Below are 22,746 nucleotides of genomic sequence, written 5' to 3' on the forward strand. Positions count from 1 at the left end.
CCACATGGATTCCCGTTCGAAGGAAACGAAGGCTTTTCTCATCGCGCACGCGGCCTTCCTTGCCATCGTGCTGGTCGGCTTCGGCCGAACCTTTTATCTACGCGTGCTGTTCACCGAGCGCCCGATTCGCACCCTGTTGCTGCTGCACGGCATCGCCTTGACACTGTGGTTCGTCCTGACGGTGGTCCAGGGCGCGCTGGTGCTGAAACAACAGCGCCGGTGGCACAGGACAATTGCGTGGCTGGCCGTCCCCGTGGTCCTGGCGACGGTGGCGAGCGGCATCGCGGTCAACATGCGCGTGGCGCTCGAGATAGAGTCGGCAAGCAGTCCGGAAAACATGTTCGTGTGGGCCAATTTCATGAGCTTGGCATCGTTCGTGATGCTGGTGGCCGCCGGCGTCGCCCTGCGGCGCAGGCATGTGGCCCACCATCGGCTCATATTGTTCGCCTCCGTTGCCATCATCGGTCCGGCGTTCGCGCGCTTCGCCTTCTGGCCGGTCATCGGCCTTGGCCTCGCATTCGCGCCGGCGTTTGCGATCGCCGGCATGCTTTTGCTGATACTGCTGGCGATCGGCTACGATCTTCGGACGACAAGGCGTGTGCAGCCTGCAACGCTGGCGGGCGTCGCCGGCGTGCTGATTCCGCTGGTGGGCGGCACGGCCATTGCGATAACCGGGATTGGATTCCGGTTGCTGCACTGAGCGGGCTGGCACCGGTCGCTGAAGAACCGGACCGCCCTCGAGCACAGCGGCCCGGCAACCCGGCCGGCGATCATGCTGCCGGCGCGATTTCCCGTGCGAAGTTGCGGTAGGAATGGAGCGGACGGCCCAGCAGCTTCGTCAGGCGCTCGACGTCGCCAGCCTCGGGAATCATGCCATCGCTGACATACCGCTCCGCCATCAGGCGCATTTCGTAGGCCATCCATTTCGGCATGAAGGTCGCCAGGTTCTGCTCGAAGCCGGTCGGGTCGTCGCCGCCGTAGACCACCGGACGGCCCAGCACCTCGGACCAGATCGCCGCCACGCCCTCGCCGGTGAGCGTGTCCGGCCCGACCAGGTTGATGGTGTCGATCGGCAGCTTGCCAGGCGCCCGGTCGCGGCGGATCAACTCGATCGCGGCGACTTCGGCGATGTCGCGGGCATCGACCATGGCAACGCCTTTGCCGCCGACCGGCATCGGGTACACGCCGTGCTGGAAGATGACATCCTTGACCATGTGCTCATTGTCGATGAAATACGACGGCCGCAGGATGGTGGCGCTAAAGCCCATCTGTTCGATCATCCGCTCCGCGCCCAGCTTGACCGCGAAGTGCGGCACGTTGACGAAGCGGTCGCTGTGCAGCACCGACAGGTAGACCAGCCGCTCGACGCCCGATTCGCGGGCAATGTTCAAGGTGATCAGCGCCTGGGTGAATTCGTCGCCGGCCACCGCGTTGAGCAGGAACAGCGTGCCCACGCCCTTGAAGGCGCTGCGCAGCGAGTCGATGTCGAGCAGGTCGCCCTTCACGATCTCCACGCTGGAGGGGAAATCGGCCTTCGACGGATCGCGGACGAGGACGCGCACGTTGGCACCACGGGAAACGAGTTGCTGGACAACTTGGCGGCCGACACGGCCGGTCGCACCGGTAACGAGGATAGTCATGGTAATGCTCCTTGGTTGGGTTGAAAGGCTTTGTTTGGAAGACAGTTCCATAGTAGTCGTACCGAACATGGCCCGATAGATGCCATAATGGGACACCTCGTCTCACTGGTGGAACACATGGACCTGCTTGCACTCACCGATTTCAACCTTGTCGCCCGCCATGGAGGATTTGGACGGGCCGCCCGGGCCACCGGCCGCCCGAAAGCCACGCTGTCGCGGCGGGTCGCGGAACTGGAGGCCGGTCTCGGCCTGCGCCTGCTCGAACGCGGCGCGAATTCGCTGAAACTGACTGAGGAGGGTCGCGCGCTGCATGAGCGCACCTGGGCTTTACTGGCGGAGGTCGATGAAACGGTGGCGGCGATCGTATCGGGCGGCGAGACGCCGCAAGGCAGGTTGCGGATCAGCGCGCCGCTGCTTTTTTCACACGCCGCCATGGGCAAGCTGGCCGCCGGCTTCGCGATGAAATATCCCCGGGTACGGCTGGAGGTGACGACGGAGGACCGTCCCGTCGACATGGTCGAGGAAGGCTATGACCTGGTGATCCGGGTCAACCCGGACCCCGATGAAAGTCTGGTTGGCCGGATCTTCCTGCGCGATCGACTGGTGGTGGTGGCGCATCCGGATCTGCATCGCCCCCAAGACAAGTCAGCCGTCCCCGCCGTGGTGCGCGGCACGGCCGACAAGAGCGAAGTCTGGAGTCTGGCGGCGCCGACGGGGAAATCCACCGTCGCCATCGAAACGGTGCTGCGCTTGTCATCGCACTTCATGGTGCGCGACGCCGTTCGGCTGGGCGCCGGCGCCGCGCGCCTGCCATTGTCATTGGTGATCGGTGACCTGGCCTCAGGCTCTCTGGTGGCCTGGGGCGATGTCGATGGACCGGATGTCGCCCTGTGGGTGCTCTACCCTTCAAGGCGATTGATGAGTGCCCGCGTGTCCGCTTTCCTCGGCTATTTAAGGGAAGCTTTTCCTGCCGGCACGCCGGAAGAGCTGGCCGCCTTCATATCGGTGCGCTAAAGACGCGCTACATGGCCGTGGCGTCACGCCACTGGTTGATCGTGTCGAGCAGCGCCTTCATTTTCGGCTGCGACTGCGACCGGGCCGGAAAATACAGGTACAGGCCCTGATCGGGCGGAATGAAGCTTTGCAGAGTGGCCTCCAGCTCCCCGGCCGCCACATGGGCGCCAACTTCCATGTCGGAGACAAACGCCAGCCCCATTCCCTGACGGGCCATGGCGACGAGCATCGCACGGCTGTTGACGACCACGCGGCCCGTGACATCGACCGTGAAGTGGCGCCGGCCTTCGCGGAACTCCCAGTGGTGCATGCGCCCGGAGGCGGCGAAACGATAGCGGATGGCTTCGTGACCGGTCAACTCGGCTGGCGTCGACGGACGCCCATGCCGCGCGAAATAGCCCGGCGTGGCGACGACCGACCACGTCACCGGCGGTGTCATGCGCACCGCCAGCATGTCTTTTTCTACCGCGCTGTCCAGGCGTATTCCGGCGTCGTACCCCTCTGCGATCAGGTCCACGAATCCGTCATTGCTGTCGATGTCGAGCGTGACGTCGGGATACGCAAGACGAAAGCGCGGTACCAGGCCGGCCAGGACGCGCTCGTTGACGACATGCGAGGCCGTGATCCGCAGGATGCCGCTCGGTCGCTCGCGATGATCGTGCAAACTTGTCAGTGCGTCGGCGATGTCGAGACTCGACGGACGCAGTCGCTCATAGAGCGCGGCGCCGGTCTCGGTCAGCCCGACGCGCCGCGTGGTCCGCTGGAACAACACGACGGCGTGGCGCTGCTCGAGCTGGCGCACGCTTTTGCTGACCGCCGCCGTGCTGACGCCCAAGACCTGTGCCGCAGTGGTGAAGCTCTTGTGTTCGGCCACCGCGAGGAACACGCTGATGCCATCGAAAAGGTCGTGCACGCCCATGATTATTAACCTCTGGTTGATACCTTTTAAACGATTACCTAGTTTATCTCAACAACCCGCAACGTTATGCTGTCTTTTCACACAAACGGAGGGGGTTAAGATGAAACAACGTCATTGGTTTATCACCGGTACATCCAGCGGGCTGGGACGCGAAATGACCGAGCAATTGCTGCACGGCGGCGCGCATGTATTTGCCACCGTGCGGCGCCGCGACGCGCTGGCCGATCTTGAGGAGCAGTACGGCGCCCGGTTGCGGGTGGCGGTGCTGGACGTCACCGACATGGTGGCGATCCGCGAGGTGATGGCGCAGGCGTTTGCGGCCTGGGAACGGATCGACGTCGTCGTCAGCAATGCCGGCTACGGGTTGGTCGGCGCGGCCGAGGAACTCACCGACGACCAGATCGCACGCCAGATCCAGACCAACCTGACCGGCTCGATCGGGGTCATCCGGGCCGCCATCCCCGCTTTGCGGGCGCAGGGAGGCGGACGGATCATCCAGGTCTCGTCGGAAGGCGGGCAACTGAGCTATCCGGCATTTAGCCTCTACCACGCGACCAAATGGGGCATCGAAGGCTTTGTCGATGCGGTGAGCCAGGAGGTCGCACCGTTCGGCATCGAATTCACGCTCGCCGAACCCGGCCCGGCCCGCACCGCCTTCGCGGCCGGCATCGAGCGCGCGCTGCCCATGGATATCTACGACGACACGCCCGTGGGTGCTCTACGGCGCGCATTCGACAGCGGCGCCTTCGCCATCGACGGCGACCCGCGAAAAATGGCACGCGCCATGATCGATTCGGCGTCGCACTCCCCTGCTCCGCTACGCCTGACGCTGGGTGCCAGCAGCTACCGGGGCGTGCGCGCCGCGCTCGAAGCGCGACTGGCGCAGCTTGAGGCGAACAAGGCGGTGACCTTATCGACCGATGTCGATGCCGCCTGATCCCTTGGCCATCTGGCCGAACACCGCGTCGCGCCGCACCCAGGCGTGATACAGCGCCGCGCCGAGGTGGGCCAGGATGGTCAGGAACAGCAGGTACGCCAGCGCGCCGTGCAGCGGTCGCAAGACACCATACAACTCCGGGCTGTGCGGCAGGATGGCCGGCAGGTGGACGCCGCCGAACATCGGTATCGGATAGCCGCCAGCCGACAACATGGCCCAGCCGATCAGCGGCATCGCCAGCATCAGCCCATACAACAGCCAGTGCGACGCGTGCGCGGCGAATTTCTGGATGGCCGGCAAGTCCGCCGGCAGCGCCGGCGTCGGCCGCGCCAGACGGTTGACCAGGCGCACGAGGGCCAGCAGCAAAATAGCGATGCCAAGCGGACGGTGCAGGTCTAGCAGCTGGTCGCGGTAGCGCAGCGAGACGACCATGCCGGCGCCGACGAACAGCATGGCGAGGATGGCGAGGGCCATGGACCAGTGCAGCACCCGGGCAAGGAGGTTGAAGTGGCGTGGGCGGTTCATCGTGCGCTCCCGTTCTGGCCGATAGGTTGGGCGGTCTTGCCCTGGCTGATTTCACGCTCGCGACGGTTGAACGACACCGAGTACGCCGCCGAGCGCGCATGCAGCACCGGATCGTCGCTGGCGGCGATGCCGGTCGGCAGTATCAAAGGATCGAAATTGAGGTCGCGACAAGGTCCGGTCGCTTGCGGCTCGGCATGGACCAGCGTCAACGTGCCGATGGTGGCCTCCGGCCGCGTGTCGGGCCAGGCCTTGGATGGATCGGTGATCGGATCGCCGGGGGCGGCGATTTGCACCACCAGGTCCCAGAGCAAAGGGCCGGTGGCGAGGCGCCGGTTCAGGTCGTCGATCAGGAAATTGGGATCGGCCGCCTTCAGCTGCTCGGGCGTCAGCGCCACGAACGGCGCGCGCGGACGCATTGACCAGCGCACCATGCGGTCGGTGCCCTGCCCGTCCGTCAAGCGGAACGCGTTGACGCCGTTGAAGCGGGTGCTGCCCAGGCTGTCCGACCGGGGCGCCGATTTGGCCCACGCCTGGAACGCGGCGATCTCCGGGTTGGCCGCTAGCACGGCCTTCATCTTGTCCGGGTTGGGCTTGCCGGTGGCGGGGTCCGGCGCGCCGGCCTCGTTCATGGCCTGGAATGCCTGCGGCGTGGCGGCGGCGAAGAACGGAAAACTGTTCATCGCGATGCGCCACTCCTGGCCGTCGTCCGTTTTCAGCTGCACGGCCATGCCGCGCACCGGGGACGCGCCGTCCGGCGCGTACGGATTGTTGGAGGAGGCGGAAAAGCGGCCGATGACGGCGATCGACGGCTGCGAGAACGCGCGCGCAGTCGACAGTTTGGCCGCTTCCGGCGCCGGTGCGAACGTGCCGGCAAAGCACACGCCCTTGCTGTGCGCGCGCCGGAAACCGGCCGCCTGCTTGCCCGACGTCTCGGCGAAGTCCATCATTTTTTGCGGCGTCAGGTCGTGATTGCCGAACCAGCCGCCCACCCACGCGAACAGCGCGGCGGGGACGGCCAGGATCAAAGCGATCGGTAGCAGCAGAAGCATGGCGCTGCGCTGCGGTGTGGGCGTGGGGGTGGGCATGTTGGCTTTCGTTGGTTGCTACGTTGGTTGCTACGTTGATTGCTACGTTGGTTGCTACATCAGTGAACCGATTTTAGCCGCCTTGCGATTACTGTCTGATTACCAATTGTTTCTGTTATGTATCAGCTTCGGGGGTGGTAATATCGCCGACTCATCCGTCCCACTACAGGAAATTCATGGCCGTCTCCAGCGCAACCGTCCCCGCCTCCGCCCCGCTCATCGCCTCCGATCCCGTGGTGCTCGGCATCCTGGTCACGATTCTTGCGCTGGTGATGGCCAGCGAACGCTCGACGCACCCGTTCTGGCGCAAGTTCTACGCGGTGGTGCCGGCGCTGCTGCTGTGCTATTTCATCCCCGGCCTGCTCAACACCTTCGGCGTGATCGACGGCGAAACCTCGCGCCTGTATCCGATGGCGCGCGACTACCTGCTGCCGATGGCGCTGGTGCTGCTGACCCTCGCCTGCGATCTCAGCGCGATCGCGCGGCTCGGGCCCAAAGCCATCATCCTGTTCCTGACCGGCACCACCGGCGTCATCGTGGGCGCGCCGGTGGCGCTGGCGATCATGGGCGCATTCGACCCGTCGCTGCTGAACCCGGAAGGCCCGAACGCCATCTGGCGCGGCATGACCACCACCGCCGGCGCCTGGATCGGCGGCGGCGCCAATCAGGCGGCCATGAAGGAAGTGTACGGCGTGGGCGCGGACGTGTTCGGCAAATTCGTCGCCGTCGATGTCATCTGCGCCAACATCTGGATGGCCTTCCTGCTGTTCCTGGCCAGCCGCGGCGCCCGCATCGACGCCTGGCGCGGCGCCGACACCAGCGCGCTCGACGCGCTGCGAATCAAGGTCGAGAAAGTGCAGCTGGAAAGCGCGCGCATCGCCGGTTCCTACGACATGGTGCTGATCCTGGCGTACGGCCTGGGCGCCACCGGCCTGGCGCACTGGATGGCGGGCTACATCGTGCCCTTCATCAAGACCCACGCGCCGCACCTTGAGCGCTTCAGCCTGACGGCCAACTTTTTCTGGGTGACGGTGCTGGCCACCACCTTCGGCCTGCTGCTCTCGTTCACCCGCGCCAAAAAGCTCGAAGGCGCGGGCGCGTCCAAGGTCGGCTCGGTGGCGATCTATGTGCTGGTCGCAACCATCGGCATGCAGATGAACCTGGCCGCTATCTTCTCGGACCCCGAGCTGTTCGTGCTGGGCCTGATTTGGATCAGTTTCCACGGCGCGCTGATGCTGGGCATGGCCTGGCTGATCAAGGCGCCTGTGTTCTACATGGCCGTGGGCAGCCAGGCCAACGTGGGCGGCGCGGCCAGCGCGCCGGTGGTGGCCAGCGCCTTCCACCCGGCGCTGGCGCCGGTGGGCGTGCTGCTGGCGGTGCTCGGCTATGCGCTGGGCACGTACGGCGGCTGGATCGCAGGACAACTGCTGCGCTTGCTCACGGGAGCATGAGGGCACACTCGTTGCGCGTTGATGCCTTCCGCCCACAAATGTCCCATTAAAGCCCGCACGCCGCGCATGGGCGCTGGCGAATTGCTGTGAGCCAATGTTATGCTTCTTCCTGTCCGCCACCGAAGGAATAGCCAAAAATGACATTGCATGCAGAAACACCGTTCGACCAGCCCGATCTGGCCGCCTTGCTGGAACACAGCGACGCCGAAGGGCTGGACGCCCTGGGATTCGGCGTCATCGGTTTCGACCATGACGACCGCGTCCAACGCTACAACGCTTTCGAATCGCAAGCCGCCGGGCTGCGGGCGCAGCGGGTCGTGGGGGAAGACCTGTTCGTGGCCGTCGCACCGTGCATGAACAACTTCATGGTGGCCCAGCGCTTCACCGACGCGCGCGCCGAGGGCGCGCCGCTCGACGACACCATCAACTACGTGCTGACCTTGCGCATGCGCCCGACCAAGGTCAAGCTGCGGCTGCTGTACCAGCCCGGCGCGGCGCTGGCATACGTGCTGGTGCAGCGGCCGTGAGCGCGCTCGCCGAACATCCGGACGTGCAGGAATACGAGGCGCTGTTGCAGTTCCTGTACCTGGCGCCGGTGGGCCTGGTGCAGCTGGCCGCCGACGGCGCCATCCAGATGCTCAATCCCTTGTCGGCGCAGCTGCTCATGCCGCTCAGCCGCGATGGCGGGCTGACCAACCTGTTCGAGGCGCTGGCGCCGGTGGCGCCCGACCTGCGCTCGCAATGCGCCAGTTTCGCCGCCCCGCAGGGACAGGTGTGCGACGCCGTTCGCCTGTACTTGCATGCGGACGACAACGGCGCCGGCCCGCAGGTCATGTCGCTCAGCGTTTTGAAACTGAACGCCGATCGCTTGATGGCGGTGCTCACCGACGTCACCGTGCAGGACCGCCGCGAGCGCCAATTGCGCAAGACCGACGCCTGGCTCAATGCCATCATCACCAACATCGCCGACTATGCGCTGGTCAGCCTGGATCGCCAGGGACGGGTCGAGTCCTGGAACGAAAGCATCGAGCGCGTCACCGGCTATGACTCGGCCGCCATCAAAGGCCAGAACTACGCGCGTTTCTATCCCGACGGCGCCACCACCGAGGCGCAGCAACTGGACCGCCTGCGCGAGGCCGACGAAAACGGCTGGACCCTGGACGAGGGCCTGCGGCGGCGCGCCGACGGCAGCGAGTTCTGGGGCAGCGCCATGATTTCGCCGCTGCCGCTGCGCGGCGACGAGGAGGTTCGCGCCGGCGGCCCGGCAGCCGACGACGAGCCGGCCTACTGCATGATCATCCGCGACATTTCCGACTGCCGCGACGCCAGCGACAACCTGCGCAAGGCCACCTACAGCGACCACCTGACCGGGCTGTCGAACCGGCGCGCGTTCTTCGAGGCGGCCGAGCTGGAGCTGACGCGCCGCAAGAAGGCGGTGCGCCCGGTGGCGCTGATCGTGATCGACGCCGACCATTTCAAGGCCGTCAACGATGGCCACGGCCACCCGGCCGGCGATGCGGTGCTGGCCCATCTGGCGCAAACCATGCGCCGCGTGTGCCGCCAGGTGGACGTGCTGGCGCGCATCGGCGGCGAGGAATTCGCCATCATCCTGCCATCCGTCGCGCTGGACGACGCGCTGGCCATCGCCGAGCGCCTGCGCGCCGAGGTGGCCTCGGCGCCGGTCACCTACGCGCAGCAGCCGATCGCGTACTCGATCAGTCTGGGCGTGGCCGTCATGGACGACACGCTGGCCGGCTTCGACGACCTGATGAAGCGCGCCGACGAGGCCTTGTACGCGGCCAAGCGGGGCGGACGCAACCGGGTGGCCGCGTGGCAAGCGCCAGCGCCGGCATGAGCGGCGACACCGACCTCGCCTACGAGGCGCTGATCCAGTTCCTGTATCGGGCCCCGGTGGCGCTGATCCAGCTGCAGCAGGACGGCGCCATCGAAATGCTCAATCCGATGGCGGCGCGCCTGCTGATGCCGCTCGCGCCGGACGGCGAGATGGACAACTTCTTCCACGTGCTGCGCCGCCACGCGCCCGATTTGCCGCAGCGGTGCGCGGACTTCGCCGCGCCGCAGGGCGTCATTTACGAGGGCCTGCGCATCGGCGTCGACGACGCCGGCAACCACGCCGAGGCCCCAGCCGTGCTCTCGCTCGGCCTGCTCAAACTCGACAACAACCGCCTGATGGCGGTGCTGCTGGACGCCACCCAGGAGGTGGTGCGCGAACGCAGCATGCTGGCGCGCGCGGCGCAGGTGGACACGCTCACGCAATTGCCCAACCGGGCCGGGACGCTGGCCTTGCTGCGCAAGATGGCGGCGCGCGGGCGGGCCGCCAGCGGCGACCACGGCGCGCTGCTGTTGCTCAACCTGGACCGCTTCAGGCAAGTCAACGATACGCTGGGCAACGCGGTGGGCAACCAGGTGATCGCGCTGGTCGCCGAGCGGCTGCGCACGACGCTGCGCGCCGGCGGCCGCGTCAGCGACGACGGCATCGCCACCGAAACCGCCACCCACCTGGGCGGCGACGAATTCACCGTGCTGCTCGACGGCTTGCCGGAACCGGCGGTGGTCGGGCGCATCGCCGCCCGCCTGCTCGAACGCCTCGGCCAGCCCTATCGCGTCGGCGACCGCGAACTGGCCCTGACCTGCAGCCTGGGCATGGTGATGCTGGAGGGGGGCTCGCGCGATGCCGACGACCTGCTGCGCGACGCGGCGATCGCGATGACGGTGGCCAAGTCGCAAGGCGGCCACCGCATGGTGAGGTTCGAGCAGGACATGCGCGATCAAGCATTGTTGCGCAGCAGCCTGGAGGCGGATTTGCGCACGGCGGTCGAGCGCGGCGAACTGTTCAATGTGTACCAGCCCGTGGTCGGCCTGATGGACGACGGCCGGATCGATCCCGCCGCCGGCGTCGAGGCGCTGGTGCGCTGGCGCCACCCGGTGCGCGGCCTGGTCGCGCCGATCGAGTTCATCGGCGTTGCCGAATCGACCGGCATGATCCATGCGATCGGCGAGCAGGTGCTGGCCACGGCCTGCCGCGATTTCGTCGCATGGCAAGGCCAGCTGGGCGCCGGTGCGCCCCGTCTGCTGGCGGTCAACCTGTCGCGCGCGCAGCTGGCCGAGTCCGACCTGTGCGACAAGGTCGCCGCCATCCTCGCCGCCAGCGGCATGCCGGCGCAGCAGTTGCAGCTTGAGATCACCGAGAGCCTGGCGGCGCAAGGCGCCGACATCCAGCAGCAACTGCTCGGCCTGAAGCGGCTGGGCGTGAAGCTGGCGCTCGACGATTTCGGCACCGGTTATTCGTCGCTGTCGAGCCTGCACCTGCTGCCCGTCGACACCGTCAAGATCGACCGCTCGTTTATCACCCTGGCGGCCGGCAGCGCCCACCACAAGGTGTTGATCGAAGCGACCGTGCTGGTGGCGCGCAGCCTGGGCATGAACACGGTGGCCGAAGGGATCGAAACCGTCGAACAGGCCGGCGTGGCCCATGGCCAGGGCTGCGACAAGGGCCAGGGCTACCTGTACAGCCGGCCGCTCGAGAGCGCCGCGCTGGTTCAATGGCTGGCCGAGCAGCCGGCCGGTTAAGGGACCGCAGCGGCCGGACGGCGCAGCATCAACGCGCCGCAGCGGCGTCGTTGACCAGACGCACCTCACCCCAGGTCGCCACCGTCGGCTGCACCGGTTCCCGCTTCGTGTCCCGCGCCACCAACTCGATGATCTTGACGCCCGTGATATCGGCCCTGATCGGGGCCGCCTTGCCGCCCCAGACCGTCACCGGGCTTTCGGCAAGCAGCTTGCCATCGCCATAGACAAAAAACCGTACGCCCGGACTCGCCTTGCCGGAGGAATCATCCACGCCCACCGACGCCATCAGCAGCGCATGGCCGGCGTCGTTGCGGACTTGAAGCCGTGAATTGGACAGCACGCCGAGGCCGGATTCGAACGGCTGTCCGGCAATCTGCAGCGTCTGGCCGAAAGGCGTGGTGTCCGCCTGCGCGCCGCCCCAGCCCGCGTACTGGGGTCGCGTTCCACCGGAGCGCGTGCCGGTCCAGGGGTCGATCATGCGATGGATGGTCGGGTCGAGCTCCGGCTGCCGGGTGCCATCGACGGCGACGTTGATCGCGCCGGGAATCTCGGACAGGTAGACGCCGTTCGACAGGCGCCGCTTGCCGGTTGCTTCGAACACGCGCGTTTCGTGCGGGGCCAACGTGAACGCCTGTTCGCCGCTGAAGGTCGACCGCTCCTTGGTCCAAAGGTCCCGCAGGACGACCGGTGCATCGTCCGCCAACTTCAGATGACTCGCGAGCAAGACCACCGGGGCCGGCGTCGCGCTCCGGTTGAACAGCGCCACGGCCTTGCGGTCGCCCTCGCCCAGCGTCTTGACGATGATCTGCGCATCGTCGGAGTCGTAGGCCACCACCGCCTGGTGTCCCGCCTTGTCCTGGTTGAGGCGAACCAGATCCGCGTTGCCCAGCACGCCCAGCAGCGAAGCCGGCCCAGTGCGCAGGTCGTAACTGATCAGCAGCGGCGCGTTGATCATCGCCCACAAGGTGAAGTGCGAGCGCGCCTCCACCAAATGGTCCGCATCGAACGCCTCGTGCCCTATATGCAGGATGTCCGGATCGTTCCAGTGGCCGGGGCCGGCGTAGAGCGCGCGCTTCGCCGCGCTGTCGAAGTTATGCAGCATGCTGGTCCAGCTGGGCGTGATGTCGCTGCTGGTGCGCCACAGGTTGCCGACATCCTTGCCCCACGAACGGACATTCGCCATGCCCCAGGCGCAGATCGACAGGATGTAGTCGTCGTCCGCATTGGCGGCCTTGAGGGCGGCGGCAACCGCCTCGTACCGGGTCCGCACCGCGTCGCTATCGGTGCGGTTGATCGCGGCGCGGTCGATCAGCGGGGCGACAGCGCGGTATTGCTGCTGTGCCACCAACGGCGAGCCGGGCACGAAGTCGGCGAGGCCGCAAGCGTCGATCTTGATGTAATCGAAGCCCCATTCCTTGAAATACAGTTTCATGTCCTGCTCGACATGCCCATCGAGTCCAATTTCGCGCTCGGCGGTCGTACCTTGCGGCAGATTGGGCGAATGCAGGTCATAGGCCTGAGAACAGGCATTGCGGCCGATGTCGGTATAAATGCCGGCTTTCAGGCCCATGGCGTGCAGCTTGTCCGTAAACGGCTTGAAACTGGTCCCATCCTTGCCTCCGGTGGCTGCCGACGGGAAGATATTCGTACGGATCTGCAAACGTCCATCGCCCTGGCGTCGGTTGAGCCACCAACCATCGTCGACGTTGACATACCGGTAGCCGAGCGCCGCCAACCCGCTGTCGACCAGCACCCGGGCGGCGCCGATGACCTTGTCCTCGTCGACTTCGGTACGAAACGCATTCCAGCTGTTCCAGCCCATCGGCGGCGTGGCCGCCCCTCCCCCCGCGCGTCCTTCCCACCGCGCCGCCGGCGCCAGTGGATCGTCACTCGATACGGCGACGCCCGGCATGACCAGCATGGCCAGCGCCGCCAGCAGCCCGCGAACGACAGCGGGCCGGTGTAATTTTCCATTATTGGACCGGCGATCTGGCATGCGTAACCCTTTACTTGTTTTCATTGAGATAGTCAAAACTTCAGGCTCGCACCCAAGGTGATGGATCGGCCGTAGCGGTAATAGCCGTTGGGAAGGCTGATGGTGCCGTTGCCCAGCGTGGGCTTCTGCACCGCATCGGTCAGGTTGTTGCCTTCGATGCTGATGCGCAGCGACTTGTTCACCTCGTAGGCCAATTGGGCGGTCAGCCACGTCACGGCGTTGGCCGTCTCGTTGAAGCCGGCGCCGATCACATTGGTGGCGGTGACGAAGGCATCGGTGTAGTCGGCCGTGGCGCTCATGCTCCACGGGCCCCGTTCGTACAGCAAGCCCAACGACGCGGTCGCCGGCGCGATGCCCTCGAGCGGGCGTTCGGTACCGTTCACCCAGCTGCGCGAGCGGTTGCGCGTGTACTGCGCGCGCACGCCGAAACCGTTGTCGAACAGGTATTGCAGGCCGATCTCGACGCCGCGCGCGGTGGCCTTGTCGCCGTTGACGGGACGCTGCACGTTGAACAATCGGCCGCCGGGCGCGCCGATGTCCTGGCCCGACAGCCAGAGGCTGGTGATCTGGTTCTTGATGTTCTTCTGGTAGACGGCGACCGTGAACGCGGAGTCCTTGGCGAAATACCACTCCAGCGAGACGTCGGCCTGGCGCGCGGTGTACGGCTTGAGATCGGCATTGCCGCCGTAGATCTGCGTGAAGTCGCCCCAGGAAATGCTGGCGGTGGTACTGGAAGGAGCGAGCTTGTCCACCGACGGGCGCGCCATCGTCTTGGCGGCGCCGAGCCGCAACTGGAGGGCGTCGGTGAGCATGTAGGTGAAGTTGGCCGCCGGCAGCGCGAAAGTGTAGCTGGAATCCTGCTCGACAGCCGACGGCGTGGCGTAGACGGCCGTGTAGTTGAAGGCGCCATTTTCAATGATGTCGGTGATCTTCGCGTCCCAGGCCTGCGCAGTGGTTTTGGTGTGCACCAGGCGTACGCCGAGGTCGGCGTTCCAGCTGTCGCCGGCAAGATCCGCTTGCACGTAGGCCGCGGTGGTCTTCTCGCCGACGCGGTAGCTTTCCAGCGGGTTCCAGGCCGGTGCCGACAGCGTCGAGCTGTAGACGCCGCCGCCCGGACGCGGCTTGCCGTCGTAGGCCTGCAATGCCTGCGCATAGTTGGCGATGTCAAAGCCCAGGAAGCTGCGCGGAAAGTTGCCACCCACCCCAGACAGGAATCCCTTGGGGGTCAGGGTCTGGTTGATGACGTTGCCGCCCAGGGTACCCACATCGATCGCGTTCTGTCCCGAGTAATGATCCTGGCCGCCATTGAAGGCGTTGTTGACCATGTCGCGCGACTTCTTGCGGTTGGTCTGGCTCAGGCCGAAATTCAGCTGGTTGATGTTAAAGCGATCCAGCTTCCATTCGGCGCTCGCCGTTGCGCCACGGATGCGGTCGTCGATGTTGTCGCCCGCCCGGCTGTAAAAGTGGGTGTTGAAATCGCTGGCCTTGAACAGGCCCTGCGCCAGGCCGCTCTGCAGGTCGCGGCCGTCGGCGAAGGTGGTCGTCACATCGGGCACGGCGGCGCCGGTGAGCCGGATGCGCGTGACGTTGGGCTGGTTCATGCGCAGCACGACGTAGCTGTCCTTGCCGCCGGAATGGCGCTTGGACGTGGACTCGTAGATGTCGCCCGTGACTTTGAGCGTCGGCGAAATCTTCCAGTCCGCCTTGGCGCCAACCATCGCCGTATCGACCACGCGGTACTCGGTTTTGTTGAGGATCTCCGGATTGAGCCGCATTTCCGGGTCGGCGCCGGACAAGGTGAGGTCGGACACGACGCCGTTGCTGACCTTCATGTCCGACCAGCGCCCCGGCGCGAACAGCGGGTAGAACGACAGCTGATAGCCGACCTGGGGCGAGTCGAGCCGGGTCTTGAAACCGTCGACAACCACTTTGACGTCGCTGCTGGGCCGCCACTCCACCTTGCCCGAGAACGCCAAGCGTTCCTTCTTCTCCATGATGGAGCCGAAACGGAACTGGCCGGGTCCGATCAGGCCTTCTTCGTCGCGGTCGAGGATGCCGTTGCCGTTGGGATCGATGGCGCCGCCCCAGGTATTGCCCGACTCCCAGAACTGGCTCGGGTCGCTGGGGATCGGATTGCGCGACCACCCGCCGTCGTTGCCGGCCGTATCGGTGCGCACGTCGCGCTTGGCGTAGACGACGCCCAGCAGCACGCCGAGCTGGTCGCCGAAAGTGTTGCTGTAGGTGCCGGACAGCTTCTTGCCGTTCAGGCTGCTCATCTGGTTGCGGTCGGCTTCCGCGCGCAGCAGGCCGCGCTGGCCTTTCTGGTCGAACGGGCTGGCGGAGCGCAGGTTCACGAGGCCGCCGATGGCGCCTTCGATCAACTGCGCCTGGGTCGACTTGACGACATCCGCGCCGCTGATGACGTCGGCCGGCAGGACGTCGAAGGCGAAGTAGCGTCCGGCGCTGTCGGTGCCCAGCAGGCGGCCGTTGAAGGTGGTGATGGTGTAGTCGGGACCCAGACCGCGAATGCTGACCTTTTGGCCTTCACCGCCGGCCGTGCGGGAGATCGAAACGCCGGTGATATGGCTCAGCGAATCGGCCACGTTGTTGTCGGGGAAGCGGCCAAGTTCGGTCGCGCTGATGCTGTCCTGCACGACGGCGGAATTGCGCTTAAGCGCCAGCGACTGCTGCAGGCTGGCGCGGGCGCCGGTCACGACGACCTTGGCAACCTCCTCGGCATCGGGCGTGACGGCATCCTGCTGGGCGCGCGCCGGCGCGGCGACCGCCGCCAGTGCGAGCAAGCAAGCGGAAGTGAGCGGATTCAGTGCCAGGCGAGGATGAGTGGCGGCGTGCGCGCGGCGGTGCAGGTGACTCATTAAACGGTTCCTTTAAGTTGTCGGAGCAGCGAAGGCGATGCGGGGCAAACCAAAAGACTGTCCGAACGCGCCTACACCTCAGGGGATGGAACCCTGCAACTGCTGGAGTGCGCTGACTTGATTGACACTTTCGTTTTATTTCGCACCGCATGATCTTACCCCAAAGCTCGCTTTAAACATATTCCGAAAGTCAAAAGCAAGGAAAAGAAAGCTTTGAAGTGGCTCACTTTATCCCAAAACCTCGTTCGACTCAAAGCATCTTGCGTTTTTTTCATGTCAATGTCGCATTTGTGCCATTTAGCGTCACCCGCGCACGAAAAATGACTCCCCACATTGATGATTTTGAGAATTGCGGCGCATGCACAAGGCCGGCAGAATGCAGTTCATCGTTGAGAGACCGGTTTCGGAAGGATTTAGAAATGAAAACAAAGCACGTAGCACACAAACCGCTGTCGCCGGGCATGACCCTGATCCGGGCCGCCGCGGCGTTGACCCTGTTCGTTGGCGCGGCAGGCAATTGTTGGGCGCAAAAGTCTGAAGGCCTGGCCGCCACTCCGCAAATGGGCTGGAACAGCTGGAACAAATTTGCCTGCGAAATCGACGAGCGCCTGATCCGCGAGACCGCCGACGCCATGGTCAAAACGGGCATGAAGGACGCCGGCTACCAGTACGTGAACATCGACGATTGCTGGCAGGGCCAGCGCGACGCCGACGGCAACATCCAGCCCGATCCGAAGCGCTTCCCGTCCGGCATGAAAGCGCTGGCGGACTATGTGCATGGCAAGGGACTCAAACTGGGCATCTACTCGGACGCCGGCGCGACCACCTGCGGCGGCCGTCCCGGCAGCCGCGGCCACGAGTACCAGGATGCGCGGAGCTATGCGCGCTGGGGCATCGATTACGTCAAGTACGACTGGTGCGACACCCCGGGCCTGAACGCCGAAGCGGCATACACGACGATGCGCGACGCGATCGCCAAGGCCGGCCGTCCGATGGTGTTCAGCATCTGCGAATGGGGCATGAGCAAGCCGTGGGAATGGGCCGGCCAGGTCGGCCATTCGTGGCGCACCACGCCCGATATCTATAATTGCTTCGACTGCCAGTTCAGTCCCGGCTTTTCGACCGGCCTGGGCGTGCTGCGCATCCTCGACAAGCATGCCGACGACAACCTGCGCAAGTTCGCCGGACCCGGCCGCTGGAACGACATGGACATGCTCGAAGTGGGCAACGGCATGAGCGAAGATGAAGACCGCGCCCATCTGTCGATCTGGGCCATGATGGCCTCGCCCCTGATCCTGGGCAACGACCTGCGTTCCATGTCGGAGTCGACCCGCCGCATCCTGACCAACCCCGGCGTGATCGCGGTGAGCCAGGACAAGCTGGGTATTCAAGCGCTGCGCGTATTGGCCGACGGTCCGCTGGAGGTCTATGCCAAGCCGCTCGACGGTGGCGAATGGGCACTGATGTTCCTGAACCGTTCCAACCAGGCGGCCGACGTTCACCATGACTGGAAGAAGCAAGTGCTGACCGATGACCTGAGCAAGCGGTCGGTCGATTTCAAGCAGAACGTCTACCGCTGGTCCGACCTGTGGAGCAAAAAGACGGGCGACACCAGCGGCACGCTGCGAGCGAGGCTGGCGCCGCACAGCGTGCTGATGTTGCGCCTGGGCGGCCCTGCGAAACCATAGGAAACGCGCTGCGGCGCCGCTTTAGAAGCGCCAGGCCAGCCCGGCCCGTAACGTGCGCATCTCGCCGGGATGGGTGTGGATGTCGGCCACCGGCGCCGCCTCGCCCGGCAGTTGCGACGCGTAATAGTAATCGATGTCGCTGACGCGTCGATCCAGCAGGTTCAGCACCTCGATGGTGACCTTGAGGTTCGGCGCCAGCTTGTAGCCGAGCTTCATGTTGACCAAGGTCGACGACGGCGACCGCACCGTGTTGTCCTCGCTCAGCGCGCGCGGTCCGAAGTAGCGCAGCCGCACCCCACCCGACCATGGCCCCGATTCCCCCGACACGCCGGCCGAGGCGGTGCGGCTGATCGAACCCGGAATGAAATCGCCGGCCGGATCGCTGTCGCGGAAGCGAGCGCGCGACCAGGCCAGGTTGGCGTCGACAATCCAGTCCTTTGCTGGCGAATAGAAATTGGCCAATTCCACGCCGTGGCGCCGGCTCGGGCGCCCGGCCTCGGTGGTGCCGGCGTCGCCGATGAAGATCAGTTCGGAATCGAGGTCGAGCCGCCAGGCGGCGATGGTCGTCTGCAGGCCGGGAACCAGGCCGACCAGGCGCAGTCCCGCCTCCTTGCCGGTGGCCTTGACCAGCGGCGTGGCGCGCTCGATCGCGGCGCCATCGGCATCGACCGCCAGGCCGGTCTTGGGATCGACGGTCCCGGTGACGCCGCGCGCGTCGTTGCTATGGAAGCCGCGTCCCCAGTTCAGGTACACCTCGGCGTTCTTGCCGGGCGTGAAAACGGCGGTGAATTTGGGACTGGTGATGGAGGCGTCGACCTTGCCCGAGTTGGCGCCGGTATCGCTGTCCACATCGAACGCATAGCGGTCCGACCGCACGCCGGCCACGGTGCGCAGCCAGGGCGTCCAGACGACGCTGCTCGACAGGTAGACGGCGGCGGCGCGCTCCCTGACCTCGTCCTCGCGCACCGTCGACAGGCGCCGGCGCGCTTCGCTCAGATACAAGCCGACCGGCGACAAGCGGTCCTGGCGCAGTTGCACGCCCACCGAAGTCTCGGCAGCGAAGGGGCCGAGCTTGTGCTGCCAGGCGCGTTCCGCGTTCAGGCCAAGGATCTGGCGGCTCTCGGCCTGGTGAAACTGATCGCCATGTTCCGGATCGTCAAGCACATAGGTGAAATTGCTGAACAGGTCCAGGCGCGATTTGACCACGTAGGCGCCGACTTTGCCATAGCCGTCGGCGTATTGGCGCGTCCACTCGGCGGATGCGCTGTAACGCGACGTTTCGCCACCGTCGCTGGGATCGAGCGCGCCGTAGCGGCCGATCAAGCCGCTGTCGAGCGCGCGTTGCGGCACCTGGTCGGTCGAATTCCATGACGAGTGCATGCCCATCGCGGTCAGCCTCAGGTCGTCGTCGCCGCTGCGCAGACTATATGACAGCACGCCGTTCACGCGCTTGTAGTCTTCGGGCGTGTCCCACGGGCCATCCTGGCCCGCGCGCTCGATCGCGTACAGCAGCGTGCCGGCCGCAAGCGGCGTCGAATTGGCCACCAGCATGCGCGCAAAGCGGTTCTGGCCCGCCTCCACGCTGAGCAATCCCTGCTGCATCTGCCGCACGTAGTCGAAGGCGGCCGCGCCGGCGGCCGAAAAATCGCCCTCCTCCGCGTAGTAGGTGCCCTTCTTGTACTGGATGGTGGCCACCAGTTCCGGGATCAGGAAATTGAGGTCCGAATAGCCCTGGCCGTGCGCGTTGGTCGGCAGGTTCACCGGCATGCCCATCACCGTGGTACGGAAGTCGGTGCCGTGATCGAGATTGAAGCCGCGCGCGAAATACTGGTTGGCCTTGCCGTCGCCGGCGTGCTGGGTCACGATCAGGCCGGGCACCGCTTCGAGCAGCTCGCCGGTGCGCAGCAGCGGGCGGTTTTCCAGCTGCTTGGCGGTCACCGTGCCCTGGTTGGCGGAATCGGCCACGCCGAGGGGAATCAGGCTGGCCGAGACCTGCACCTGTTGCACGGGCGGGCTGTCGGCGGCGGGGGTGTTGTCGTTGCCGTTGCCGTTGTTGTTGGCGAAGGCGGGCAAGGCCGTCAGCAGCATCGCTGGAAGCAGGCGCAGGCGTGGCAGGCTGCGGGGGATGGCGTGGTGGTTCATGGGACTTTCGATTGCGACCGGCTGGCGGTCTTTTTTATACGGCGCATTCCTCGTGCACCGAGAAAAAAAGAAGCAGTCGCGAACAGGGGCGGAGGACGGAGACTGTTGAGGCGTGAGCCGGGTTCCGTCGACCACAAATACGACAGGTCCCGGTCGCTTGCTTCCATCTGTCCTGGCCGGTATCCGGGCTAACAGGACCAATCACCCCGCCTTCCCATGCCGAACGCACAGTGGACTGTTGAGCTGACCGGCCGGCGCTGTCGCAATGACATGCCGGCGCCTGTTTTACCGTTGCGGGGACAGCACACGTTTGCCGCCGGCCTCCCGACGCGTGTTTCCCGTTTAACTGCGGCCAAGACATGGCCGCGAGCACCAAAACGGCGCCATCATACCCCGGCCATGACAACCAGGCAACTCTCGACATCGTTCAACCTGCCGAGAAATCCAAATGCAACCATCTTGCAACTACAGGACAACAGTGCAATAATCTAAAGTAACCAACAATCGAAATCAAGGAGCATGATGATCACCCTCCCCCGAAACCGACGTCACTGGTTGCGCGATGTCGCCGGCCTGGCCCTTGGCGGTGTCGGCCTCGCCGCCGCACCGCGCGGCGCCGCTGCAACCGAAGCCTCCGGGAAATGGGAGAGCCTGGCCGCGCATTACGATGTGGCGCCCGATTTCATCAATCTCGAGAACGCCTACTACGGCATCATGCCGACGCCGGTGGCCGAGGACTTCAAGCGCAACATCGACACCCTGAACCGTCAGAACTCGCGCTATCTGCGCAGCCAGTTCGACCGCGACGGAATCGAAGCCATCCGCGCCAGCCTGGCCGCGCATGCCGGCGTCGCCACCGGTGAAATCGCCATCACCCGGGGCGCCAGCGAGTCGCTGCAAAACCTGATCGCCAACTACCGGCCGCTGAAGGCCGGCGACACCGTCATGGTCGGCAACCTCGACTACGACACCATGATCGACGCGATGAACGACCTGGCGCGCCGTCGCGGCGCCAATGTCGCGACGGTGCGCATTCCCGAACCGGCTACGCGCCAGGCGGTAATCGACACTTACGAACAGGCGTTGCGGCAGCATCCGCGCACCCGCCTGCTGCTGCTGACGCACATCAGCCACCGCACCGGACTGGTGATACCGGTGGCCGAGATCGTCGCACTGGCCAAGCGCCGCAACGTCGACGTCATCGTCGACATCGCGCAGTCCTGGGGCCAGCTCGATTTCCGCATCCCGGACCTCGGCGCCGATTTCGTCGGCGCCAACCTGCACAAATGGATAGGGGCGCCGCTGGGGCTGGGTTTCCTGTACATCCGCGAATCGCGCCTGCAAGACATCGATATCCAGCTGGGCAACAGCAGCTACCCGGCCACCGACATCCGCGCGCGCGTCCATTCCGGCACCGTCAACGCCGCCAGCGTCATGACCATTCCCGCCGCGCTGAAATACCACGGCCAGATTCCGCTGGCCGAGCGCAGCGCCCGGCTGCGCGAACTGCGCGACTACTGGGTGCGGCGCGTGCTGGACGCGCCGGGCGTGCAGATCCTCACTCCCGAGGAGCCCGGCATGTACGGCGCGGTCACCTCCTTCCGCCTGCGCGGCAAGACCAGTTTCGAGGACAACGTGGCGCTGGCCAAACGGCTGATGGACGAGCATGGCATTTTCACCGTCGCGCGCAGCGGCCCGGTGGGCGGCGCCTGCATCCGCGTGACGCCGGCCTTCTTCACCCGCACGTCGGACCTGGACCGGCTGGTGGCCGCCATCCGCGCGCTTGCCGCCAAGGCGTAAGCGCTCGCGGCCGGCGGCTCGCCGCGCGCCGTCCGCCCGCGCTCGCGCTCAGTGCGACACCGAACGGCTCCAGCGGTCGCCCGGTTGCTTCCAGTACCTCGCGGCCACGTAGCCCCACGGCATGGCGATCGGGATGATGACGACCAGTCCGACCGCGAACAGGTTTTCCAGCATTGACTGGTCCAGCGGGCCGGCGCGCCACGCCGGCAGCGCGACCACCAGCAGCCAGATGGTTTTCCAGGTCAGTTCCCACAACAACACAGGAAGCATTTGCAGCGGATAACGGATGCCCAGCGCGCACAGCAAGCCGAACGCCGCCAGCATGCAGTTGACGAAGCCTTGCGCCACGCCCCATGGCTGCGCGTGATGGATCACGCCGGGCCAGATCACCAAGCCCAGTCCGACGGCGATGATCAGGTACACGATTCTCAACATATACAGACGGGTCAGCGATACTGCTTGCATGGCGATGCTCCTTGAGATTGGATTACTCGACTTCTTTCAGAATTTTTTCGATGGCGATGACGCGGGACTTCAAATCCGCCAGCGCGGCGGCCGTTTCAGCCTGCGCGGCCACGCTGCGTTCGGCCAGCTGGCGATAATCGTTGTCGCTTTGCTGGCGCAACTTGGCTTGCTTGATCTGCGCAATGAAGCGCATGCCGAAAATCAGCAGCACCGTCACCGGCAGCAGGAATATCGTCAGCAAATAGATAGGTTCGGACATAAAAGCCTCTAGGTTTCGAGATGGGTGGACAGGGACTGCGCCGCCTCGGCGATCGCGGACGGCGTGAGCTGGACGCTGAAATCGGGCACTTCAAAATAATTCAGCGCCTTGCCGTCGGCGGACAATTCCAGTTTGCTGGTGACCAGGCCGGCGTCTTCCAGTTTTTTCAGATGCAGATGCAGCAACGGGCGGCTGATACCGAGTTCGCGCGCCAGCTGGCTGACGTAATTGCGGCCGCCGGACGTGAGTGCCGCCACGATGCGCAACCGGTGCGGATTCGATAGCGCCGACAGCATTTCCAGCAGCTGGTCTCCGGTCGGGGATGGCGTTTTCGGTTTCATGTGTCAACAATATCTTA

At 65.4% G+C, this 22,746-nt stretch carries 19 protein-coding genes and 1 riboswitch; of the genes, 9 read left to right on the forward strand and 10 right to left on the reverse strand.

What is annotated here, in order from left to right:
* The first annotated feature begins 4 nt into the window (after window positions 1-4).
* Window positions 5-700, forward strand: coding sequence for a hypothetical protein (locus AC0IYS_RS17720; protein ID WP_471706413.1), 696 nt, complete (start codon window positions 5-7; stop codon window positions 698-700).
* Between the two features lie 70 nt (window positions 701-770).
* Here the strand turns inward: AC0IYS_RS17720 and AC0IYS_RS17725 are convergent, their stop codons facing one another.
* Window positions 771-1,640 carry an SDR family oxidoreductase gene (locus AC0IYS_RS17725; protein WP_471706414.1) on the reverse strand — a complete coding sequence of 290 codons (870 nt, stop codon included), beginning with the start codon at window positions 1,638-1,640 and terminating at the stop codon, window positions 771-773.
* 117 nt (window positions 1,641-1,757) lie between these two features.
* On the opposite strand from AC0IYS_RS17725, the gene AC0IYS_RS17730 reads away from it, so the two are divergent.
* Window positions 1,758-2,654, forward strand: coding sequence for a LysR family transcriptional regulator (locus AC0IYS_RS17730; RefSeq protein ID WP_471706415.1), 897 nt, complete (start codon window positions 1,758-1,760; stop codon window positions 2,652-2,654).
* A 7-nt stretch (window positions 2,655-2,661) separates the two neighbouring features.
* On the opposite strand, the gene AC0IYS_RS17735 is transcribed toward AC0IYS_RS17730, so the two are convergent.
* On the reverse strand, window positions 2,662-3,573 hold the full coding sequence (locus AC0IYS_RS17735; protein WP_471706416.1) for a LysR substrate-binding domain-containing protein: 912 nt from the start codon (window positions 3,571-3,573) through the stop codon (window positions 2,662-2,664).
* Window positions 3,574-3,673: 100 nt separating this feature from the next.
* Between AC0IYS_RS17735 and AC0IYS_RS17740 the strand changes: the two genes are divergently transcribed.
* On the forward strand, window positions 3,674-4,510 hold the full coding sequence (locus AC0IYS_RS17740; RefSeq protein WP_471706417.1) for an SDR family oxidoreductase: 837 nt from the start codon (window positions 3,674-3,676) through the stop codon (window positions 4,508-4,510).
* Here AC0IYS_RS17740 and AC0IYS_RS17745 read toward each other — a convergent pair.
* Together AC0IYS_RS17745 and AC0IYS_RS17750 are read right to left on the reverse strand one after the other, a co-directional pair.
* Window positions 4,484-5,035 carry a cytochrome b gene (locus tag AC0IYS_RS17745; protein ID WP_471706418.1) on the reverse strand — a complete coding sequence of 184 codons (552 nt, stop codon included), beginning with the start codon at window positions 5,033-5,035 and terminating at the stop codon, window positions 4,484-4,486. The genes AC0IYS_RS17740 and AC0IYS_RS17745 overlap by 27 nt on opposite strands.
* Window positions 5,032-6,120, reverse strand: coding sequence for a catalase family peroxidase (locus AC0IYS_RS17750; RefSeq protein WP_471706419.1), 1,089 nt, complete (start codon window positions 6,118-6,120; stop codon window positions 5,032-5,034). Before AC0IYS_RS17750 ends, AC0IYS_RS17745 begins: the two co-directional genes overlap by 4 nt.
* A 176-nt stretch (window positions 6,121-6,296) precedes the next feature.
* On the opposite strand from AC0IYS_RS17750, the gene AC0IYS_RS17755 reads away from it, so the two are divergent.
* From AC0IYS_RS17755 to AC0IYS_RS17770, 4 genes are all read left to right on the forward strand, one after another.
* Window positions 6,297-7,571 carry a DUF819 family protein gene (locus tag AC0IYS_RS17755; protein ID WP_471706420.1) on the forward strand — a complete coding sequence of 425 codons (1,275 nt, stop codon included), beginning with the start codon at window positions 6,297-6,299 and terminating at the stop codon, window positions 7,569-7,571.
* Between the two features lie 137 nt (window positions 7,572-7,708).
* On the forward strand, window positions 7,709-8,098 hold the full coding sequence (locus AC0IYS_RS17760) for a phosphonate transporter (RefSeq protein WP_471706421.1): 390 nt from the start codon (window positions 7,709-7,711) through the stop codon (window positions 8,096-8,098).
* Window positions 8,095-9,426: a sensor domain-containing diguanylate cyclase gene (locus AC0IYS_RS17765; RefSeq protein WP_471706422.1), complete on the forward strand. Its 1,332-nt coding sequence runs from the start codon at window positions 8,095-8,097 to the stop codon at window positions 9,424-9,426. The genes AC0IYS_RS17760 and AC0IYS_RS17765 overlap by 4 nt, the downstream gene beginning before the upstream one ends.
* Entirely contained in the window at window positions 9,402-11,162 is a 1,761-nt protein-coding gene (locus tag AC0IYS_RS17770; RefSeq protein ID WP_471706423.1) for a putative bifunctional diguanylate cyclase/phosphodiesterase, read from the forward strand. The genes AC0IYS_RS17765 and AC0IYS_RS17770 overlap by 25 nt, the downstream gene beginning before the upstream one ends.
* Window positions 11,163-11,190: 28 nt before the next feature.
* Here AC0IYS_RS17770 and AC0IYS_RS17775 read toward each other — a convergent pair whose 3' ends face one another.
* Together AC0IYS_RS17775 and AC0IYS_RS17780 are read right to left on the reverse strand one after the other, a co-directional pair.
* On the reverse strand, window positions 11,191-13,158 hold the full coding sequence (locus tag AC0IYS_RS17775; RefSeq protein WP_471706424.1) for an NPCBM/NEW2 domain-containing protein: 1,968 nt from the start codon (window positions 13,156-13,158) through the stop codon (window positions 11,191-11,193).
* A gap of 32 nt (window positions 13,159-13,190) precedes the next feature.
* Window positions 13,191-16,034: a TonB-dependent receptor gene (locus AC0IYS_RS17780; protein WP_471706425.1), complete on the reverse strand. Its 2,844-nt coding sequence runs from the start codon at window positions 16,032-16,034 to the stop codon at window positions 13,191-13,193.
* Window positions 16,035-16,453: 419 nt separating this feature from the next.
* On the opposite strand from AC0IYS_RS17780, the gene AC0IYS_RS17785 reads away from it, so the two are divergent.
* Window positions 16,454-17,722 (forward strand): glycoside hydrolase family 27 protein, encoded by a 1,269-nt coding sequence (locus tag AC0IYS_RS17785; RefSeq protein ID WP_471706426.1) that lies wholly within the window; start codon window positions 16,454-16,456, stop codon window positions 17,720-17,722.
* A 21-nt stretch (window positions 17,723-17,743) separates the two neighbouring features.
* On the opposite strand, the gene AC0IYS_RS17790 is transcribed toward AC0IYS_RS17785, so the two are convergent.
* A complete protein-coding gene (locus AC0IYS_RS17790) occupies window positions 17,744-19,864 on the reverse strand; it encodes a TonB-dependent receptor (RefSeq protein ID WP_471706427.1) in 2,121 nt (706 codons plus the stop codon).
* A gap of 157 nt (window positions 19,865-20,021) precedes the next feature.
* Window positions 20,022-20,256: riboswitch (cobalamin riboswitch) on the reverse strand.
* Window positions 20,257-20,386: 130 nt separating this feature from the next.
* Between AC0IYS_RS17790 and AC0IYS_RS17795 the strand changes: the two genes are divergently transcribed.
* On the forward strand, window positions 20,387-21,664 hold the full coding sequence (locus tag AC0IYS_RS17795) for an aminotransferase class V-fold PLP-dependent enzyme (RefSeq protein WP_471706428.1): 1,278 nt from the start codon (window positions 20,387-20,389) through the stop codon (window positions 21,662-21,664).
* A 48-nt stretch (window positions 21,665-21,712) separates the two neighbouring features.
* On the opposite strand, the gene AC0IYS_RS17800 is transcribed toward AC0IYS_RS17795, so the two are convergent.
* From AC0IYS_RS17800 to AC0IYS_RS17810, 3 genes are read right to left on the reverse strand one after another with little or no spacing between them, the layout of a single operon-like run.
* Entirely contained in the window at window positions 21,713-22,129 is a 417-nt protein-coding gene (locus AC0IYS_RS17800) for a hypothetical protein (RefSeq protein WP_471706429.1), read from the reverse strand.
* 22 nt (window positions 22,130-22,151) lie between these two features.
* Window positions 22,152-22,388, reverse strand: a complete 237-nt coding sequence (locus tag AC0IYS_RS17805; protein WP_471706430.1) for a hypothetical protein — start codon at window positions 22,386-22,388, stop codon at window positions 22,152-22,154.
* An 8-nt stretch (window positions 22,389-22,396) separates the two neighbouring features.
* Window positions 22,397-22,729 (reverse strand): ArsR/SmtB family transcription factor, encoded by a 333-nt coding sequence (locus AC0IYS_RS17810; RefSeq protein WP_471706431.1) that lies wholly within the window; start codon window positions 22,727-22,729, stop codon window positions 22,397-22,399.
* Window positions 22,730-22,746: the final 17 nt, after the last annotated feature.

It is taken from the genome of Duganella sp. AC237, from assembly GCF_979254035.1.

Bases quoted from the DNA above. Each gene is read 5' to 3' on its own strand.
- AC0IYS_RS17720 (WP_471706413.1), top strand. From the start codon at position 5: ATGGATTCCCGTTCGAAGGAAACGAAGGCTTTTCTCATCGCGCACGCG.
- AC0IYS_RS17725 (WP_471706414.1), bottom strand. From the start codon at position 1,640: ATGACTATCCTCGTTACCGGTGCGACCGGCCGTGTCGGCCGCCAAGTT.
- AC0IYS_RS17730 (WP_471706415.1), top strand. From the start codon at position 1,758: ATGGACCTGCTTGCACTCACCGATTTCAACCTTGTCGCCCGCCATGGA.
- AC0IYS_RS17735 (WP_471706416.1), bottom strand. From the start codon at position 3,573: ATGGGCGTGCACGACCTTTTCGATGGCATCAGCGTGTTCCTCGCGGTG.
- AC0IYS_RS17740 (WP_471706417.1), top strand. From the start codon at position 3,674: ATGAAACAACGTCATTGGTTTATCACCGGTACATCCAGCGGGCTGGGA.
- AC0IYS_RS17745 (WP_471706418.1), bottom strand. From the start codon at position 5,035: ATGAACCGCCCACGCCACTTCAACCTCCTTGCCCGGGTGCTGCACTGG.
- AC0IYS_RS17750 (WP_471706419.1), bottom strand. From the start codon at position 6,120: ATGCCCACCCCCACGCCCACACCGCAGCGCAGCGCCATGCTTCTGCTG.
- AC0IYS_RS17755 (WP_471706420.1), top strand. From the start codon at position 6,297: ATGGCCGTCTCCAGCGCAACCGTCCCCGCCTCCGCCCCGCTCATCGCC.
- AC0IYS_RS17760 (WP_471706421.1), top strand. From the start codon at position 7,709: ATGACATTGCATGCAGAAACACCGTTCGACCAGCCCGATCTGGCCGCC.
- AC0IYS_RS17775 (WP_471706424.1), bottom strand. From the start codon at position 13,158: ATGCCAGATCGCCGGTCCAATAATGGAAAATTACACCGGCCCGCTGTC.
- AC0IYS_RS17780 (WP_471706425.1), bottom strand. From the start codon at position 16,034: ATGAGTCACCTGCACCGCCGCGCGCACGCCGCCACTCATCCTCGCCTG.
- AC0IYS_RS17785 (WP_471706426.1), top strand. From the start codon at position 16,454: ATGAAAACAAAGCACGTAGCACACAAACCGCTGTCGCCGGGCATGACC.
- AC0IYS_RS17790 (WP_471706427.1), bottom strand. From the start codon at position 19,864: ATGAACCACCACGCCATCCCCCGCAGCCTGCCACGCCTGCGCCTGCTT.
- AC0IYS_RS17795 (WP_471706428.1), top strand. From the start codon at position 20,387: ATGATCACCCTCCCCCGAAACCGACGTCACTGGTTGCGCGATGTCGCC.
- AC0IYS_RS17800 (WP_471706429.1), bottom strand. From the start codon at position 22,129: ATGCAAGCAGTATCGCTGACCCGTCTGTATATGTTGAGAATCGTGTAC.
- AC0IYS_RS17805 (WP_471706430.1), bottom strand. From the start codon at position 22,388: ATGTCCGAACCTATCTATTTGCTGACGATATTCCTGCTGCCGGTGACG.
- AC0IYS_RS17810 (WP_471706431.1), bottom strand. From the start codon at position 22,729: ATGAAACCGAAAACGCCATCCCCGACCGGAGACCAGCTGCTGGAAATG.